Origin of the sequence: Maribacter sp. 2-571, assembly GCF_050589625.1 — a bacterium.
Lineage (GTDB): Bacteria > Bacteroidota > Bacteroidia > Flavobacteriales > Flavobacteriaceae > Pelagihabitans.
Window position 1 is genome coordinate 43,258 of sequence record NZ_JBNGOP010000023.1, and the last position, 19,171, is coordinate 62,428.

Annotated in this window: 18 protein-coding genes; 9 read left to right on the forward strand and 9 right to left on the reverse strand. The window is 45.4% G+C overall.

The annotated features are described in order from the left end of the window. Nucleotides 1-32 precede the first annotated feature (32 nt). The gene (locus ACRD7P_RS15510; protein WP_430908553.1) at nt 33-1,190 is read left to right on the forward strand and encodes a methionine aminotransferase; all 1,158 of its coding nucleotides are present in this window, start codon (nt 33-35) and stop codon (nt 1,188-1,190) included. A gap of 8 nt (nt 1,191-1,198) precedes the next feature. Here the strand turns inward: ACRD7P_RS15510 and ACRD7P_RS15515 are convergent, their stop codons facing one another. Further along, complete coding sequence (locus ACRD7P_RS15515; RefSeq protein WP_430908554.1) at nt 1,199-1,771, reverse strand: thioredoxin family protein; 573 nt, start codon at nt 1,769-1,771, stop codon at nt 1,199-1,201. A 136-nt stretch (nt 1,772-1,907) separates the two neighbouring features. Here ACRD7P_RS15515 and ACRD7P_RS15520 point away from each other — a divergent pair, with 136 nt between their 5' ends. The 3 genes from ACRD7P_RS15520 (at nt 1,908) to ACRD7P_RS15530 (ending at nt 5,034) form a co-directional block, all read left to right on the forward strand. Continuing rightward, nucleotides 1,908-2,963, forward strand: coding sequence for a sensor histidine kinase (locus ACRD7P_RS15520; protein WP_430908555.1), 1,056 nt, complete (start codon nt 1,908-1,910; stop codon nt 2,961-2,963). Further along, complete coding sequence (locus tag ACRD7P_RS15525) at nt 2,960-3,688, forward strand: LytR/AlgR family response regulator transcription factor (RefSeq protein WP_430908556.1); 729 nt, start codon at nt 2,960-2,962, stop codon at nt 3,686-3,688. Before ACRD7P_RS15520 ends, ACRD7P_RS15525 begins: the two co-directional genes overlap by 4 nt. A gap of 167 nt (nt 3,689-3,855) precedes the next feature. Next, nucleotides 3,856-5,034 carry a hypothetical protein gene (locus ACRD7P_RS15530; protein WP_430908557.1) on the forward strand — a complete coding sequence of 393 codons (1,179 nt, stop codon included), beginning with the start codon at nt 3,856-3,858 and terminating at the stop codon, nt 5,032-5,034. 27 nt (nt 5,035-5,061) lie between these two features. Here the strand turns inward: ACRD7P_RS15530 and ACRD7P_RS15535 are convergent, their stop codons facing one another. From ACRD7P_RS15535 to ACRD7P_RS15570, 8 genes are all read right to left on the reverse strand, one after another. After that, complete coding sequence (locus ACRD7P_RS15535; protein WP_430908558.1) at nt 5,062-5,580, reverse strand: GNAT family N-acetyltransferase; 519 nt, start codon at nt 5,578-5,580, stop codon at nt 5,062-5,064. Nucleotides 5,581-6,018: 438 nt separating this feature from the next. Next, complete coding sequence (locus tag ACRD7P_RS15540) at nt 6,019-6,672, reverse strand: 3-oxoacid CoA-transferase subunit B (protein ID WP_430908559.1); 654 nt, start codon at nt 6,670-6,672, stop codon at nt 6,019-6,021. A 4-nt stretch (nt 6,673-6,676) separates the two neighbouring features. Next, entirely contained in the window at nt 6,677-7,012 is a 336-nt protein-coding gene (locus tag ACRD7P_RS15545) for a hypothetical protein (RefSeq protein WP_430908560.1), read from the reverse strand. After that, nucleotides 7,009-7,716 (reverse strand): CoA transferase subunit A, encoded by a 708-nt coding sequence (locus ACRD7P_RS15550; RefSeq protein WP_430908561.1) that lies wholly within the window; start codon nt 7,714-7,716, stop codon nt 7,009-7,011. Before ACRD7P_RS15550 ends, ACRD7P_RS15545 begins: the two co-directional genes overlap by 4 nt. A 41-nt stretch (nt 7,717-7,757) precedes the next feature. Then, entirely contained in the window at nt 7,758-10,097 is a 2,340-nt protein-coding gene (locus tag ACRD7P_RS15555; protein WP_430908562.1) for a penicillin-binding protein 1A, read from the reverse strand. A 2-nt stretch (nt 10,098-10,099) separates the two neighbouring features. After that, on the reverse strand, nt 10,100-10,585 hold the full coding sequence (locus tag ACRD7P_RS15560) for a gliding motility lipoprotein GldH (protein WP_430908563.1): 486 nt from the start codon (nt 10,583-10,585) through the stop codon (nt 10,100-10,102). Then, the gene (locus ACRD7P_RS15565) at nt 10,578-11,864 is read right to left on the reverse strand and encodes a PSP1 domain-containing protein (protein ID WP_430908564.1); all 1,287 of its coding nucleotides are present in this window, start codon (nt 11,862-11,864) and stop codon (nt 10,578-10,580) included. Before ACRD7P_RS15565 ends, ACRD7P_RS15560 begins: the two co-directional genes overlap by 8 nt. A gap of 175 nt (nt 11,865-12,039) precedes the next feature. Beyond that, on the reverse strand, nt 12,040-13,071 hold the full coding sequence (locus ACRD7P_RS15570) for a rhodanese-related sulfurtransferase (RefSeq protein ID WP_430908565.1): 1,032 nt from the start codon (nt 13,069-13,071) through the stop codon (nt 12,040-12,042). Nucleotides 13,072-13,453: 382 nt separating this feature from the next. On the opposite strand from ACRD7P_RS15570, the gene recA reads away from it, so the two are divergent. The 5 genes from recA to ACRD7P_RS15595 all read left to right on the forward strand — a co-directional run bounded on the left by recA (nt 13,454) and on the right by ACRD7P_RS15595 (nt 19,146). Continuing rightward, nucleotides 13,454-14,458, forward strand: coding sequence for a recombinase RecA (gene recA / locus ACRD7P_RS15575; protein ID WP_430908566.1), 1,005 nt, complete (start codon nt 13,454-13,456; stop codon nt 14,456-14,458). 204 nt (nt 14,459-14,662) lie between these two features. Further along, on the forward strand, nt 14,663-15,100 hold the full coding sequence (locus tag ACRD7P_RS15580) for a hypothetical protein (protein ID WP_430908567.1): 438 nt from the start codon (nt 14,663-14,665) through the stop codon (nt 15,098-15,100). A 2-nt stretch (nt 15,101-15,102) separates the two neighbouring features. Beyond that, nucleotides 15,103-15,711: an RNA polymerase sigma factor gene (locus ACRD7P_RS15585; RefSeq protein WP_430908568.1), complete on the forward strand. Its 609-nt coding sequence runs from the start codon at nt 15,103-15,105 to the stop codon at nt 15,709-15,711. 1 nt (nt 15,712) lies between these two features. Then, nucleotides 15,713-17,341, forward strand: coding sequence for a hypothetical protein (locus ACRD7P_RS15590; protein WP_430908569.1), 1,629 nt, complete (start codon nt 15,713-15,715; stop codon nt 17,339-17,341). Nucleotides 17,342-17,820: 479 nt separating this feature from the next. Beyond that, nucleotides 17,821-19,146 carry a Gfo/Idh/MocA family protein gene (locus ACRD7P_RS15595; protein WP_430908570.1) on the forward strand — a complete coding sequence of 442 codons (1,326 nt, stop codon included), beginning with the start codon at nt 17,821-17,823 and terminating at the stop codon, nt 19,144-19,146. Nucleotides 19,147-19,171 lie beyond the last annotated feature (25 nt).

Consider the following 19,171-nt stretch of genomic DNA (forward strand, 5'->3'; position numbering starts at 1 on the left):
TTATCGCTATTTTTGGGTATTACGGAATACGTATGGAAACCTCAAAACACGAATTGCGTTCCAAACTCCCCAATGTCGCCACAACCATATTTACACGAATAGGTAACTTGGCCCGTGAACACAATGCATTGGACCTCTCGCAAGGGTTTCCAAATTTTGAAATGGATCCGGAACTGATTGCCCTGACCACGGAAGCGATGAAAAAGGGATTCAACCAATATGCCCCGATGCAGGGTTATTTTGGCCTAAGAACCGCCATCGCCGATAAAATACAACGGTTACATGGGCGCACCTATGACCCCGACACCGAAATAACGGTTACCGTAGGGGCCACCCAGGCTATTTTCACCGCGATTACGGCCTTTGTACACCCTGGAGACGAAGTAATCGTATTAAAGCCGGCATACGACTGCTATGAACCGGCTATTGTCCTTAACGGTGGCATACCCATACCGGTGCAGCTGAACAATACCGACTTTAAGGTGGACTGGGCGCTCTTAAAAAGCAAGATTACCGCGAAGACCAGAATGCTGATCATCAACACCCCGCACAATCCTAGCGGTCGGGTTTTCTCGGAGAACGATATGCTCCAGCTTCAGGAGATACTGAAACCCACCAACATTATTTTGATTAGTGACGAAGCCTACGAACACCTCGTCTTCGATGAAAGGGTTCATTGGAGTGCCGCTCGTTTTACCGATTTGGCATCGCGGACCTTTGTGTGCGCTTCATTTGGAAAAACGTTTTATATCACCGGTTGGAAAATGGGATATTGTGCCGCCCCAAAAGCGTTGATGACGGCCTTTTTAAAAATTCACCAATTTGCGGTGTTTTCGATACACCACCCCGTACAACGGGCAATGGCCGTATACTTGCAGAACGCCGACCGTTATTTGGGTCTTCCTGCATTTTATCAGCAAAAAAGAGATTTTTTTCTTGGGCAGCTGGACCGTTCCAAGTTTACGTTTACCCCTACCGAAGGCACCTACTTTCAGCTACTGGATTTTTCCGAATGGAGTAACGACAGCGACGAGGCCATTGCGGAACGGCTCATAGTAGCGCACAAACTGGCCTGTATTCCCATATCCTCCTTTAATGAAGGGCGGCTAGACCATAGATTGCTTCGTTTTTGCTTTGCAAAAACCGAGGAAACACTTGAACAGGCAGCTGCCATTTTAAACCGCCTTTGAAAATGGTATTAATCTATGGGTACTACCCGAACTACCTTATAGTTCGGTACGTAATGCGCTCCCTTCACTATTTTCTCCATATCGGCTTCCAAAGAACCCAACGGGGACTCCACAATGCGATTTACCTCTTTACCGTCCTTTAAAAAGATGAAAGTCGGTACTTTCCGGATATCCATTCCCTTTTCCTCGCCGCCGGGGCTCTTTTTGTACATCGGTTTTTCATAATCGACCGCAACGGCCGTCAATTGCTCTTTAGGAAACTCGAGCACATCCAAAATTTTATAGAATCGGGGTACCTCTCTTCTACTATCGCCACACCAGGTACCCATGAACAAGAGGATCTCAAAATCCGGTAAGTGCCGTTTTAAAACCGTTGTTCGCGTACTATCAACAGTGTAGTTGTCGTACTCCGGTACAAACCATTCCCCATATGATTTTGACCGTAGCCCTTCCCCATCGATTTTTCCCAGCAGTTTTGCAGTGCCATCTTTCCCGATATTCTCACGGTTCAAGTTCGGAGATTGCGCCCATGATTGTATTGCGAAACAAAAAAATAGGATACCTAACGTTGTACTTCTCATCTTAGATTGGATTTTTAAGTTTCGTACAAGCTAATGACCGCTACTCCTTAAACCCAACCACATTGCCCTAAGACAACAATAACGGTCCCAACGGTCGTGATACCGGTTTCACCGACGTACAAATCGTAATTGGTCGTTGGTATCGACAAAAGTGCGGTACGCATATCAACTTTTACCGGTCGCTACTTTTTATGTATTTTACCGTATGGGTCTGTTCAATTATCGTATTTATGAAGTATTGGTGCACCTGTTGTTTTGGTCGCTATTCATTTTTGTATCGCTGTTCCTGTTTTCGAACTACTATTGGAGCGAAAATCCGTTTTTGCAGTATTTTTTCATCCTTTTCGGTATTGTTTATGTAAACAATGGGCTATTACTGCCGTATTTTATTCGAAAACACTATTACTTTGCCTATGCCTTGATTATTGGTGCCATTGCTTTTTTAGGCACACAGCTCTATTGCAACTACTTTGCGGAATGCGGTTGTAGCTTTATGAAATGCCTCTCCGATTACTTGTGGCAAACCTTGGTCCCCATCATCTTTTTTTCCTTTCTATGGATGCTGTACGACCATCATAAAAATCAGGAAAACCTCAAAATCATACAAAAGGAGCATACCGAAATGGAACTCCGTTATTTAAAGTCGCAGATCAATCCCCACGTACTCTTGAACAACCTCAATACTATTTATTCCTATGCCTTGGAGCAACCCCGGGAAGTGCCCGAGATGATCCTGATGTTATCGGACAATCTTAAGCATGTATTGTACGACAGTAATGCCCATAAAATTGCGCTTGAGAAAGAGCTCGACTATATCGCCAATTATATCGCCTTTCAAAAAATACGGACCGAAAACCTAAAGCACATCGATTATAAGCTGACGGTAGACGACACAAAACATACCATCGCCCCTTTATTATTGATCACATTGATCGAAAACGCCTTTAAACACAGTGCCGCGAAAAGCACTGTTCACATCCATATTTCCGTAGCGAATGGAATCTTGAGCTGCAAATGCATCAATAAGATAGGTCTTGTACAAGAGGAGCGGACGGGGGACAAAATCGGCCTAAAAAACCTTAAGAAAAGGCTACAACTCCTATACCGGGACAGCCATTCGCTCCACATTTCGGAAAACGATCGGTATACGGTACGGCTGCAACTACAACTTAACGAAGGCCAAACATTATGAATACACCCTTACAGTGCATCATCATCGAGGACGAGCTGCCCGCCCAGCGCATTTTAAAAAATTACTTGGGCAAACTGCCCGACATGGAGCTAAAGGGCAGTTTTCAATCGGCCTTGGAAGCGAACGAAATGCTACGGAACAACAGCATCGATGCGGTATTTTTAGACATCAACCTACCGGACATTTCCGGTCTGCATTATATAAAAACCTTAAGTCGCGCACCCGCCATTGTTATGACGACCGCCTACCCGGAACATGCCGTAGAAAGTTTTGAACTGGATACGATCTGTGATTATCTGGTAAAACCTTTTTCGTTTGAACGCTTCTTAAAGGCCGTTCACAAAATTCGCAATAGAACGCCCATCGTCGTAGAGGCATCTCGACCAAAAGCCTTGGGCCATGTTTTTATCAATGTGGACAAGACGCTACATAAAGTCGCTTTAGGGTCTATTTTATACATCGAATCGGACAGAAACTATGTAACGGTAGTTACCGAGAGCGGAAAACTCAGTTACTTGGAATCCTTGAAAAATTGGCTAAAACGCGTTCCCAAAACCCAGTTCCTTCAAGTGCACAAGTCCTATATCGTCAATTGTGCGCACATCGATAAAATAACCGGCAATACCCTTTACATCAACGGAAATAAAATACCAATTGGTAGAATGTTCAAAAGCAACCTGAGAACAACGCTTTCGACTATGGAAAGGGAACACCGCCACCCTTGACCAAGGTACGCCGAGGAACTTATGCCCTTTTAACTTTGAAATGGTATTATACTCGGCAATTTGACCCCGTTTTGTTCCTTTAAAGGACCAACATGGCGGAAAACACTAAAAAGATGGTACTTTAGATTTGGGCATCGTATTTGCAACTACAAGATAAAGCTACCCCTGTGATTAAAAAATATTCATTTTTGGTACTCTTTTTACTCCTGGCCCTGTTTCAGGCCATGGCGCAAAAATCCGTGGCCGCATTGGAAATGGATTTTAACCGGGTGTATACTGCCAAAGAACGTTTACAAATGCTGAACCGCTCCCTGAACAACCAATCGGAGGATCGCAATGGGGCCGGGCACTACTATATGGCCTATACCTTAGAAGGCGTAATACAGGCGTGGCAGGCTACCGGGAGGGAGGATTTTTTAAAGGACGTTCAATTGGTCTTCGATAACCTTATCGCCTCGGCCAAGGAGCTCCCGGCGCCGGCAAAGGGGTTTCAAGGATGGGCGGTTACCGCCCAGGACGCCCCCATCGGGCAACCCCTTTATGAATCCTATACCTGGCGGCACCTCTGTAGTTTTCTACGTATTATGCACCAAAGCCCCCGTCTTAAAAAACAACATGAAGCGTGGTTTCAAAAACGGTTGGCATGGACCGAAAAAAATATTTGGGACAAATGGGCCTCCCTGGGACAGGACCGTTACCAATATCGTGTAAACACTTATATGACCTCCCACTGGGCCCGTATCGCCATGGAACTGTATTTGATCACTGAAAAAGACGCCTATTTACAATTCTTCGAAAATGTTTCTTTTAAAGGGCATCCCGCTATAAAAAACAACCACCTCCGAAATCGACTGTATGACAATGTTACCGTGAACCCTCCTGCATTTAACATGTATTCGAATTGGGAAACCCCAAGTTCACCACCCGATGCCTCCCATTTTGCCGATTTGGTGTCGTTTTGGACCACTGCCGCGGAAAACAATATGTATTGGAACCAACCTCCCTTTGATGATGATATGCAGAAACTGATCAGCACTTATTTTAAGGTGGTACATCTCCCTGAAAAAGATCTGACCCAAAAAAGCATGATGGGCGCAGGCTTTATCGATGGCACCAGCGATCAGAACGGCATCGGCCCTTACGATAAGGCTTCGGTAAGCTTGGGAACGCATATTAATCTTGGCCGTTTTGATGAAGCCGCCCAAACGATCATAGAGACCTATTTTACACCGACCGCCAACATTTTTAACAAGCCCATGTTGATGGGAATTTCACTCAATAACAGAAAAATTTTAACTGACGGGAAACCCGTATATCCAGAAAACTACTCAGGTACAGGGAAATAACGCTATCGAAGTAGGTGCATAAACCCGCTAGTCAGGGTCTTTTAGAATACGCCGCATCAGCCAATCGGTCTGTTTATCGTTACCGATGTAATAGGGATGCGTGCCGAATTTGACAAATCCATTTTGCCGATAAAACCTAATAGCTCCCGGATTCTTTTCCCATACGCCCAACCACAAGAACATTTTGCCATTTGCAAGCGCTTGCGCCGTTACCTGCTCCAAGATCCATTGCCCCAGCCCTTGCCCTTGATAGGCTTGTAACACATAAATACGTTCCAATTCCATACTATCGGACCGCTTTACGTCGGTTTGTGCCGTTTCCACATTGGTTTTAAAATACCCTACTACCGTATTTCGTAAATAAACAAGATAAAACGCGGTATAGGGATCGGCAAGTTCTTTTTGCAGCTGTTGCGGATCGAAGGCCGTATTGATATAGGTTTCGAAATCGTGTGGATCGTTGCTATCCTTAAAAGCGTCGACAAAGGTTTTTCGAGAGAGTTCGGCCAACAAGCCCAGCGAAGTTTCAGTACATTTTTGGAGCATCGGCTTCATGGTGTACAAAAATAATGAAATACCATTTCAAAGTTAAAATGGTATAACGCATAAAAAAAGGAGCGTCCTTTGGGGATGGCGCTCCTAAATTTTATAACCGTTGTTGTCAGTTCTATAGCATAAACAATTTTCGCATCAACATAATAAAACCACTGAAGTAGTCATTTTTGTAAACTTGAATTTCGTTTTGTGCAGGTGTGTGGTTCATTTGGGCTTCCATAGGATATACGTTCAATATTTACTGTAGGTTTTAAAGGGATTTAAAGATAGCCAAAGACTAGTGGTAAAACCTAACTATTGTTGTGAAGTGCGCCCAAAGTGTTGTGAACCGTACGCAAATCGATTTTTGGAAAGAACGACACCCTGATGGCCGCTACCGAACGTGGAGCCTACGGCCATGTGGACTGGTACTATTGTGTCCCCTATTCGTTACAGTTGCATTTCAGGAACATCTCCTTCAACGATGAGCGTACCCGCGGTAGCTTCCTTTATTTCCGCTACGCTGATTCCCGTAGCCCTTTCCAAAAGCTTAAAGGCCCCGTTGGAAACTTCCAGTACCGCCAAATTGGTCACGATCTTGGTTACACAACCGACGCCGGTAAGCGGTAGGGTACATTTCTTTAACAACTTTGAATGCCCAGCGCGATTGGTGTGCATCATGGCCACGATTATGTTCTCGGCAGAGGCCACCAAATCCATGGCACCGCCCATTCCCTTCACCATTTTTCCTGGAATTTTCCAGTTGGCAATATCCCCATTTTCGGCAACTTCCATTGCACCAAGGATGGTAAGATCCACATGTTTGCCGCGGATCATACCAAAACTGGTCGCCGAATCAAAAAAGGAGGCGCCGGGCAGGGTGGTAATCGTTTGCTTTCCGGCGTTGATAATATCGGCATCTTCTTCACCGGGATATGGAAAAGGGCCCATGCCCAGTACCCCGTTCTCACTTTGGAATTCTACCGCAATATCGTCTTGCACGAAGTTGGCGACCAAGGTCGGGATACCGATGCCCAAATTCACATAATAACCGTCTTTAACCTCTTTTGCGATACGTTTTGCAATTCCGTTTTTGTCTAGCATAATCTTATTTTCTTATGGCATAACGATTAAAATGGCCTACTTTACCATTCTCATGGTTCCAAACGAGCATCGGTAATGAAAGTGTAACACTTGCAACAACACCGACATAATTCCACAACAAAACCGTGGCAATTAATCCGAGAACAAACCCCACCGCAATAATTCTTGCGTCTACTACCGCACTAATCTTATTGAGGTGCTTTTTTTCGGTCTTTCCGCACTTTTGACAGTTTACCTTGACCATATCCCCATATTGCATCTGCAATGCTGCTCGAGACGGATGTTTGGGAAGAAAGTACTGTTGTGCCTTACATGCGGTACAAGAGTAGGTCAATCTCATGTAGACGACCTTTCCCTTAGCGTCAATTGCTCGATGCGCTTCTCATAATTTTCCCCCTGAAAAATACGTTGTACAAAAATTCCAGGCACATGGATCGCGTTGGGGTCCAACGTTCCCGCGGGCACCAACTCTTCTACCTCGGCAACGGTAACCGTTGCGGCACCGCACATACAGGGGTTAAAGTTTCTTGCGGTCCCTTTAAATATCAAGTTTCCCGCAGTATCGCCTTTCCAAGCCTTTACAAAGGAAAAATCGGCATGGAACGCTTCCTCCAACACATACATTTTACCATTGAATTCCCTTGTTTCCTTTCCTATGGCCACTTCCGTACCAAAACCAGCAGGGGTATAAAACGCGGGGAATCCTGACTTTGCCGCTCTGCATTTTTCCGCTAAGGTACCTTGTGGGGTAAGCTCCACTTCCAATTCGCCGCTAAGCATTTGCCGTTCAAATTCGGCATTCTCCCCAACATAGGAGGATATCATCTTTTTTACTTGGCGTTCTTGTAACAAAAGGCCCAATCCAAAATCATCTACGCCCGCATTATTGGAAATACAACTAAGGTCCTTCACCCCCAAACGCACCAGCTCCGAAATTGCATTCTCCGGTATTCCGCACAACCCAAAACCGCCCAACATTAGGGTCATTCCGTTTTCCACCCCTTGAAGGGCCTCAGAAGCGTTCGCTACAGTCTTTCGTATCATCTTTGGTCGCTTAGTTGCTTAAGTACACGTTTGTTCCGTTTTTATATGCCCAAATCGTCCAGGTCGTCCTCGGGATCGGATTGCCGTATTTCGTCCCTTACCTTTTTACAGTCTACCTTAATGGACATGTTTTTAGGTTTTACAAAATCCCTTTTAGAGATTCCAAGGTCTTCGTTCTCATAATTGCGTTTCATGTACAATCCCCATATCGGTAGGGCCATGGCGGCTCCTTGTCCATAAGTGATGGATTTAAAACGCACCGAGCGCTCCTCACCACCTACCCATACCCCGGTAACCAGGTTCGGTACCATACCCATGAACCACCCATCGCTTTGGTTTTGGGTAGTGCCCGTTTTACCTGCTATTGGGTTGGAAAGTTCATACGGGTATCCGGTAATGATCTCTTTATAAACACGATTGTTTTTTTGATAGGCATGCCGTAATCGGGTGCCGGACCCCCCTTCGGTAACGCCCTTCATCAGGTCGACCATGGCATAGGCGACCTCTTTGCTCAATACATCCTTGGTTTTGGGCACGTACTCGTACAAAACCGTGCCATTTTTGTCTTCGATACGGGTTACCATCACCGGCTCCACGAACACGCCCTGGTTAGCAAAAGTACCGTAGGCCCCTACCATTTCATAAAGGTTGGAATCGGGCGTTCCTAGTGCAATGGAAGGTACTTCAAGAATTTCTCCCTTTAATCCAAGGTTTCGGACTATGGAAACCACCGATTTGGGCCCTACTTGATCTATAAGCTGGGCAGTCACCGTATTTACTGAATTGGCCAGCGCCTTTTTAAGGGTATAATTTTTTCCGGAATACTTTCCGTCGGAGTTTTTGGGGCACCAAGGCTCTACATTTCCGTGTTTTTCCGCTTCGATGCAATATTGGGTATCCGGAAGCGAGTCGCAGGGAGATCTACGCAACTGATCGATAGCAGCGGCATAAACAAAGGGCTTAAAGGTCGACCCCGCTTGCCGTCTTCCTTGATATACATTATCATACTGAAAATGTTTGTAATCGATTCCTCCGACCCACGCCTTTACATGACCGGTCTGTGGTTCCATGGACAACATGGCGGATCGGAGAAAGGTTTTGTAGTACCGAATGGAATCCATTGGGGTCATTACGGTGTCTTTTTCTTGGGTTTCACTGGTCCAATCGAAAACGGTCATTTGGGTCTTTTCGTTGAACGATGCCTCGATTTCCGATTCCGACTTCCCCGCACGCTCCATGGCCCGCCAACGATCGGAACTTTTCATGGCCCGCTTCATAATACTCTGAATCTGGTTTTGTTTCAAATCCAGAAAAGGTGCCGTTTTATTCCGGTCCGGGGTGTTTTGATGGAAAAACTCCGCTTGCAGGTTTTTCATATGATCGGTCACCGCCGACTCCGCATTCCGCTGCATTCTGGAATCGATTGTGGTGTAGATCTTTAAGCCATCCAGATAAATGTTCCATTTGTCCCGTTCTCCTTCAAGGGCCGGTTTCGGGTTTTCCTTGATCCAATCGTTCATAAACCCTTGAACGTACATTCTAAAATAGGTCGCCAATCCGTCTTTATGGGATTCCGGATTAAAACGGATTACCATTTCCAATGCTTGCAAGGAGTCCTTTTGCTTTTCGGTGATAAAATCGGCAACATGCATTTGGGAAAGCACCAAGTTTCTCCGTTTTTTCACCAATTCCTTTCTCCGTATGGGGTTGTAGAGCGATGAGTTGTTCAACATGCCCACCAACACTGCCGATTCCTCCACTTTTAAATACGAGGGTTCTTTTCCAAAATATATTTTGGCAGCGGAACGAATACCGTCCGCCGCATAGCCAAAATCGTATTGGTTGAGGTACATGGCCAATATTTCCTCCTTGGTGTACTGCCGTTCCAAACGGGTGGCAATCACCCATTCCTTAATTTTTTGTTTGACACGTTCCACTTTGTTGGACGACGCCCTTTCCGTAAAAAGCAATTTTGAAAGCTGTTGGGTAATGGTACTTGCCCCTCCTTTTCCACCAAGGGAAACCAAGGCCCGTAAGGTACCCCTGGCATCGATACCGGAGTGGGAATAGTAGCGAATGTCCTCGGTCGCCACCAAAGCTTCTATAAAATTCTTTGGAATGCTATCGAACGGAATGGGGGTACGGTTATCGTTCAAATAAAACTTGCCCAAGGTTTGCCCATCGGACGAAATGATCTGGGTGGCCAAATTCGTCTGCGGATTTTCCAAACGCTCAAAAGTCGGCATCTCTCCGAACCACCCTTGCGCCGCAACAAAAAACAGCAAAACCACGGAAAGAATGCCTACGCCAAATAGGATCCAAAACCATTTAATGAATTTTCCAAAGCTTGGGGCCGCTTTCTTTTTCACCGCTTTTGCCATAACTATTGCTTACTTATTACGATTTCGTATCCCACGTCGGTTATCCCTTCCAAACGTTCGATACCTTCTACATTTCCATTTTTTCGCATAGCGTGGGTAAATCGGAGGGTATACGCCCCTCCTGCCGGAAAAATGATGTTTTCCTTATACCATAACCTGTTTTCCTTTATACTTCCATACCCTTTGCCCAGCCAGCTACCATCGGCATTGGCCATTTCATATTCCAAGGTATCCTTCTGGATCGTTCCTTCTGGCGATGCCAGTTCGGCGATAAGGAATAAATTATTGTACGCAAAGCTATTGTCGTTCCTTACATTGATATACACATCGTATCGGGTAGTGGAATCCAATTCCGAGATCGTAAACTCCACCACCTCGTCCTTTTCCCAAACCGCCCCGTTCAACGCTTTAAAACTCGACTTCACAATTGTGGTATCGCAGGCGTTCAAAAGCGTGAACAACCCGACAATCACTATAACTCTACGCATTTTTCGGTTGTCTATTTTTAGCGTTGTTCCTAGAATTTTTTTGGTTCCGTTTTTTTCCCTGACCACTTTTGTTGCCTTGTTTACCCCTATTTCCTTGGGTATTTTTTTTATTTTGGCCTCCTTTTTGGTTTCGGTTGCGGTTTCGGTTGCGATTTTTATTCTTGCTTTTGTTTCGACTGTGTTTCGGCCGATCAAAACGGGTAAGGCTGTCTTGGCCCACAACGTTTTCGAATACTACCTTTTCATCGATAACGATATTATCGACGGCATATTCTTCCAAGCTCGCTACTTTTTCCTTCTTCTTATTTTTGGCCACGATTTCCTGCACCTGCTCTTTGGACAGGGTGTGCCAATTTGCAGGATCGTCCTTATATGAAAACCAAAGGGTCGCTTTAAAAATATCCGTTTTTTGACAAAAAGCGATTCCTTTTTCGGTAAACAATTTGGTGTCCTGTGAAGGGAAATCTTTCAGCGCTTCCAAATAAGTGTCCAATTCATAATTCAAACAGCATTTTAGCTTGCCACATTGTCCCGCCAGTTTTTGTGGGTTCAGGGAAAGCTGCTGGTAGCGGGCCGCAGAAGTACTCACCGATCTAAAATCGGACAACCAGGTGGAACAACAAAGTTCCCGACCGCAGGATCCGATACCGCCCAATCGTTGCGCTTCCTGTCGGTAACCGATCTGGCGCATTTCTATTCGAATGGAAAAGGCCTTCGCCATATCCTTGATCAGCTGCCTAAAATCGACACGATCCTCGGCGGTGTAATAAAAAGTGGCTTTGGAGCCGTCTCCCTGAAATTCGACATCTGAAATCTTCATTTGAAGTTTTAACAGAATGGCCATTTCCCGTGCCCTTTTTTTGATTTCCTCTTCGCGATTACGGCATTTTTGCCACTTGTCGATATCTTTTTGCGACGCTTTTCGATATACCTTCGGAAGTGTTTCTTCCTTAAAGTCCACCTTTTTGCGTTTCATCTGCACTTTCACCAATTCCCCGGAAAGGGTAACCATGCCGATGTCATGGCCCGACTGTGCTTGGGTGGCGACGATATCGCCTATGGAAAGGGAAAGGTTTTCGGAATTCCTAAAAAATTCTTTACGACTGTTTTTAAACCGCACTTCCACACAATCGAAAGGTTTTTCGCCGGAAGGAAGCGACATATTGGAAAGCCAATCAAAAACGGTCAGTTTATTACAACCATCGGTGCCACAAGTACCATTGTTCTTGCATCCACGTGGTTGCCCGTCCGTACCGGTCGAACAACTGCTACAACCCATATTTTATATGTTGGTTCGATCAAGACAATACCTTTGAAATTTGGACTTCAAAAACGGTTTTGATCGAAGAAGGTTCATACTATTCTTAAAGGTAAAGGTAACATAATTTCGTATGGAAAGAAAGTCGGCCTACCGCTTTGGGGGCAAGCGAACAGCTATGGTTTGGCAATACGCTCTACTTTTTAAATTTTAGGACGGGAGACCTCCCTTTTTTAAAGATTTTATTGCTGGCACCTTTTCCTTTTCGCAGCGCTTTTTGTTCCTCGTAGGGCAATGCATGTACCGTTTTACAATCGTCGGAACAGCAATTGTCCATTTCTGCGGCACATGCCGCGCATTGCAAAAACAATAAATGGCAGGCTTCGTTGGCACAGTTAACATGGGTATCACAAGGTTTTCCACATTGATGGCAATGGGAAATTACGACATCGGAAATACGTTCGCCCCTGCGATGGTCGAACACAAAATTTTTCCCTAGAAACTTGTTTTCCAACGCTTGCTCTTCTACCTGTCTGGCATATTCGATAATACCGCCCTCTAACTGGTACACCTGTTTAAAACCTTTGTGTTTGTAGTAGGCACTGGCTTTTTCGCAACGGATACCGCCTGTACAGTACATGACCAACTTTTTGTCTTTCTTATGTTCGGAAAGGTCTTCTTCTATAATGTCCAACGAATCCCTGAACGTATCGACGTCCGGGGTAATGGCGTTCTTAAAATGGCCGATTTCGCTTTCGTAATGGTTGCGCATGTCTACCAACACCGTATCGGGATCCTCGATCAGTTCGTTAAACTGTTCTGCCCCTACATGAATGCCTTTATCGGTAACGTCGAACGTGGCATCGTTGAGGCCGTCGGCCACAATTTTATGCCGCACTTTTACCTTTAATTTCAAAAAGGATTTATTATCGTGCTCAATGGCGATGTTCAGTCGTACGTTTTCCAAAAACGAAATGCTGTCCAAATGCTGTTTGAAGCCGTCAAAATTTTCGGCAGGGACCGAAAGTTGGGCATTGATGCCCTCTTTGGCCACGTAAATGCGTCCAAGAACGTCCAGTTCGTTCCAACGGATAAAAAGATGGTTTCTAAAAATCGACGTATTGCCGATATGTGCATATTTGTAGAAAGAGATGGTCAGGCGTTCCTTGCCCGCCGCTTCAATGAGCGCTGCCCGTTCCTTTGCACTTAACGTATTGTACAGTTGCATGCTATACCAATGTTAACGTTTCAAAAAAATAATCATACAAAGATACTGTAGATTCCGAAATTTCCTAGCCTAGGCAAGGACCGCTTTTAAATGCATTGCGGAATATCGTGGCCCATATAACCGTAAAATAAAAAGCCCCAGCTTTTGCCGGGGCTTTTTGTGGTCACATCAATCTTGATTTTCATAGCAATTTTTGAAAAGTTGAAAGAAAATGACCATCGTTTCCCATAGTGCAACACTATGGTTTTTTCGTTTTCAACACGCTTTCTCAAGGAGAAGATGTATAATTCATAAAAAGGTTGCGTGGGAATGCCCGGTAGTTTGACAATATTTGAATTATGCCAAAAGAAACACTAATTTAGCCATCCTAAAAATCATACTAATGAGTTCTGAAAAAGAAGCGAAACTAAAAGCCCTAAAACTGACCCTTGATAAACTGGACAAAACCTATGGTAAAGGGGCCGTTATGAAAATGGGGGACTCCGTTGTAGAAGATGTAGAGGTTATTCCTTCGGGTTCATTGGGACTGGATGTTGCGCTTGGCGTGGGAGGGTATCCCCGTGGAAGGATCGTTGAAATATACGGCCCGGAATCATCAGGGAAAACCACCCTTACCATACATGCCATTGCCGAGGCACAAAAAAATGGCGGTATCGCTGCTTTTATCGACGCGGAACATGCTTTTGACCGTTTTTATGCCGAAAAACTGGGTGTCGATATCGATAACCTTATCATCTCCCAACCCGACAATGGGGAACAGGCATTGGAAATCGCCGATAATTTGATCCGTTCCGGGGCCATTGATATCGTTGTTATCGATTCTGTTGCCGCACTTACCCCAAAAAGTGAGATCGAAGGGGAGATGGGCGATTCAAAAATGGGACTTCATGCCCGTTTGATGTCGCAGGCGCTCCGAAAACTCACGGGCTCGATCAGCAAAACACATTGTACCGTAATGTTCATTAACCAGTTGCGGGAAAAAATCGGTGTCATGTTCGGTAATCCCGAAACGACCACCGGTGGTAACGCCTTAAAATTTTACGCTTCGGTTCGTTTGGATATTCGACGTTCCACCCAGATCAAAGATACCGACGGTGGCGTAAGAGGAAACAAGACCCGCGTAAAAGTGGTAAAAAACAAAGTAGCACCACCCTTCCGCACCACCGAGTTCGATATTATGTATGGCGAAGGTATTTCCAAGGTCGGTGAGATCATCGATTTGGGCGTACAATACGAAATCATAAAGAAAAGTGGTTCTTGGTTCAGCTATGGCGACACCAAACTTGGTCAAGGACGCGATGCGGTAAAAGCACTTTTACTGGATAATCCTGAACTTTTTGAAGAATTGGAAACCAAAATAAGGGAAGCCATTAAGGCGTTGGCATAGTCCTTTACCCAAAAAAGGTGCCTTTCATCCTTTTCTACGGCCCTTTTACTGCCATATTTTGCATTTGGGCTAACTTTATTGTCGAAAACGCAACCCTTGCGCTGTTTGACCATCCTATTATTGACCATTCACAGGTTTTATTGCCTTTGAATGTCGAGCATTGGAAGGAAATGTGCTGTGCGCAGCACTATTAAAAGGCGGAATATGAAACGACTCTCTTTACTTTTAGGTTTGGTACTGGTCTTTTTTGGGTCGGTCGGCTGCAACAACGACGACGGCGTCAACTTTCACTTTGAGGCCTTGGAAATCGTAAATGCCCAGTTGCCCGATGCCTTTGAACTGAACGAGCAATATGAAATTACGGTGACCTATAATCGTCCCGACGATTGTACCTTTTTCGAAGGTTTTGATGTAAGCCAGAACGATACCACGGTGCGAAGCGTGGTAGTGGTAGGCTCGGTACTTACCGATAGGGAATGCAACGAAACCGGCGACCAAGTAACGGCGACCTTTAATTTTGTAGTGCTCCACGATCAGGACTATCGTTTTCGATTTTGGCAGGGAGAGGATGAAAATGGGGAACCGTTGTATTTGGAAGTGATCGTGCCCATAAATAGACCAACAGACAATTCTAACCGATAAATTTGAGTTTAGAAGAGCTCATACAAAACTGCAAACAGGGAAACCGGCAGGCACAGGAACAGCTATACCGCAAGTACGCGGGCGTACTGTTCGGTATCTGTTTGAAGTACTCGCGCAACAAAACGGAGGCCGAGGATTCCTTGCACGATAGTTTTATGACCATTTTTGACAAGATCCATCAATTTGGTTCCAAGGGTTCTTTTGAAGGGTGGATGAAACGCATTACCGTAAACACGGTGTTGCAAAAATATCGCAAACAAGAACACTTGAACGTAGTTTCGGAAAATTTGGAGGAAGAAGTCGAAATCGCTTCCGAACATACCGATATCAACCTTCAAGTCTTACTGAAATATATACAGGAACTGCCGAACAAATATCGCCTCACCTTTAATATGTATGTGATGGATGGATATACCCATAAGGAAATTGGGGAACAGTTGGGCACTTCACCGGGCACCTCAAAATCGAATTTGGCCCGTGCACGAATATTGCTAAAAGAAAAGATTGAAGCCCATAAGGACAAAGCGGTGCTAGGCATATTGTTCTTGATTACGGGACATCCCTTAAAAAAGGATTGGAAAAAGAAAATTAAAAATTGTAAACCATTTTAAGATGGGTAAAAAGAAATTAGACGAATTCTTCCAAGAAAAATTCTTGGACTTTTCGGAAATGCCGGACGAAAAAGTCTGGCAGGCCCTGGAAGCGTCGCTCGATAAGAAAAAAGATTCCAGAAGGATCATTCCCATATGGTGGCGGTATGCCGGTGTAGCGGCAGGATTGCTTATTGCCTTTTGGGCCTTTAATCCCTTTGCGGAAACCGACAACCAGTTGCCTGCAGTGACCGACACGGATACCAATACGGAAAAACCCGTAATACAGGATCCGGAAAACGATACAAAGACCACACCTCTTTTTGACAACGACACCAAAACCGACGACGGGGCCGTCGTTACTACCGATGAAAACACCAACCCTAAGGGCGAAAATTCCGATACCACTTCGGTTGCGGGCAGTTCACCCGAAAAGCGCGTGAAAGAAACCGTTGATCAAAACGATGGAAAGCAGGCCCAAAAAGCGTTTGCCGTTCCAAATAGCGAACAAACCGGACTATCCGTTACGGACGACGATAAAGGAATCAAAGAAGAAGGTCGCAATACAGAATCGCAACCGTTCAGGACGACAACGGATACTTTGGATAAAGTTGCCAATACTACCGTAAAACCCTCAAATGATGCAAACCGTACACCGGAAGAACAAGGGGTAGCGATCAACAACGACGTTCCGGAACAAACACCCTTGAACCCTAAGGACACTTTAAACAAAAACAATGGTACCGATAAGGGCCTGTTGGACAAACAGCAAAATCGCGAGGCATTGGCACAGGACCAAACGGTTCCAGAGCGGCAAAAAGAGAAAGATAGCCTCGGCACCAATAAAAAGAAGTCCATTTTTGATGAAATAAAAGAACAAGAAGAGGAAGCTGTTGCCGAAAATGATTCGGAAGGGCGGTGGTCCGCAGGGCCAAGTATTGCCCCTGTTTTTTATAGTGCTTTTGGAGAGGGCTCACCGGTACACTCCATTTTTGTGCCCAATTCAAAATCGGGAGAGACCAACCTTAGCTATGGGCTATCGGTAGCCTATGAAATAAACGAAAAATTAAGTGTACGTTCCGGGGTGCACCGAGTAGATTACGGTTACGGCACCAATGATATTGAATTCACCTCCTCTTTGGAGGGTTCCAGTAACGGTCAGATCGACAATATTGATTATTCATTGAACTCGCGTAGTTTGGTAGTACAGAGTAAGGCCGGGCGAACCGTGCAAAGTGTGGGCGATATGCCTACCGAAGCATTGGACATAAATGCCCCATCGGCGGCAAGGGACGGCACCATGTCGCAGCAGTTCGGTTATTTGGAAGTTCCCTTGGAGCTGAACTATGCCCTTATGGACAAAAAGTTCGGGATCAACCTCATCGGCGGTTTTAGTTCGTTGTTCTTGGTAGACAATTCCGTTGCGCTTACCTCGGGTAACGAAACATTGGAAATGGGGGAGGCGAACAACGTTAACAACCTGAACTTTAGTACCAACGTAGGCATTGGTGTAAATTATAACTTTAATAGCAGCATTCGATTGAACATAGAACCGATGTTCAAGTATCAACTCAACACTTTTTCTACCGTAGACGGTACTTTTCAACCGTTTTCAGTAGGGGTCTATAGTGGATTGAGCTTTCGGTTTTAGTATGCTGTTCCACATCAGAGGTCCGAAGTATGATACTTAGGGCACAAATTCTGGTAAGGATGTTGGTTAGGCTGGCCGTTGTGGAGCGCAACGTCCCCTAATATAAGCCCTGACAGCTTGTTGGGGCTTTTTTATTGGTAGATGCCAGTATTTTCCTCGTGGCAAGCCCATGCGGCATTAATACCATTTCGATACCAGCATGGGGGTAAAACCCACTGGTGGAAATCAAAAACACAAGACGCGTTCATCGGGTACCCGCTGAAAGCGACTTCCATAAAAAGAAATAGGGCCGATCTCTTAAAATATATTACATTTAAAAGGCTGTTAAGGTGCTTTCTAAAGCATTTTGTCCTGGTCGGATAAAACAAAAACAGCAAGGGGATTCGTATTTTCGGCTTTGGTAAACTACCTCGGGGCAAGCCCGCAAGACCTTAAAAGGAAGTTTCCTTGCCTACCGCCAATCTATAAAAAGCATACAAATGAAAAAAAGGGAGTTTTTAAAAAGTAGTGCCGCCCTATCTTCCATGATGTTATTGCCAACGGGAACGTGGGCCCTTACCGGTAAAAAAAGATTGCGGACCGCACATATCGGGGTGGGCAATATGGGCAAGGAAGACCTTATGGCGATCGCTTCGCATCCTTTGGTCGATGTAACGGCGCTTTGCGATGTGGACGCCACACATTTGGCAGAAGCTTCCTTTCTACATCCGGAAGCAAAGACCTTTTCGGACTATCGGGTACTTCTTAAAAAAATGAAGCGAAAAATAGATGCCGTTATCGTATCTACCCCCGACCATACCCATGCTCCGGCGGCAATGCTCGCCATGGAAATGAACAAGCCGGTATACTGTCAAAAACCATTGACCCATCATGTGACCGAGGCCAGGGCCATGCGAAAAATGGCGGCCGAAAAACAACTGGTCACCCAAATGGGCATTCAGGTACATTCGTTTTACGATTACAAGCTGGCCACGTTGCTCATCCAATCCGGAATTATCGGAAAAGTACATACCGTTCGGGCATGGTCGCCAAAAAACTGGGGTTATGATGGCGAGGTACCGGAGGGCAGCGATACCGTTCCGGAAACGCTCGATTGGAACCTTTGGCTAGGGACTTCGGCGGAACGCTCCTATAAAAACGACTTTTACCATCCCGGAAACTGGAGAAAACTGGTGGACTATGGGTGTGGCACCTTGGGCGATATGGGAGTCCATATTTTCGACACGCCCTACAATGCCCTACAATTGGATGTTCCCAAAACGGTAATCAACCATTGTAGAAACCCTAACGGGTTCGGATATCCCGAACAGAATACTGTCATTTACGAGTTTCCCGGCACGAAATATACCACGGATACCTTAAAATGGGTATGGTACGATGGTGCGGGAGCCGACCAACAAAGGGAAGACCTCAATTTGCCCAACGGTGAAGAGCTACACGACCAAGGGGCCATGTTCATAGGGGAAAAAGGTCGTTTATACCTTCCCCACTTCATGAAACTTCCCCAACTGATCGTCGACGGTGCTTATCAGGATATCGATATCGCTTCTTTCCAACTGGGTGCCCCGGTTCGGGACTATGCTTCGGAGGGGAAAAAGCACTACCATCAGTTTGTAGACGCCTGTCTTGGAAATGCCACCTGCAGTGCGCCCTTTTCCTATGCCGCAAAGCTTACGGAAACGATTTTGCTGGGCGTGATCGCCGGGCGTTTCCCCGGTCAAACATTGCATTGGGACAGTACTGCGGCAAAATTTGCCGAAACGGAGGCCAATCGGTTTTTAGATGCGCGTTACCGGGAATTCTAATACCCTTTTAACTTTGAAATAGTGC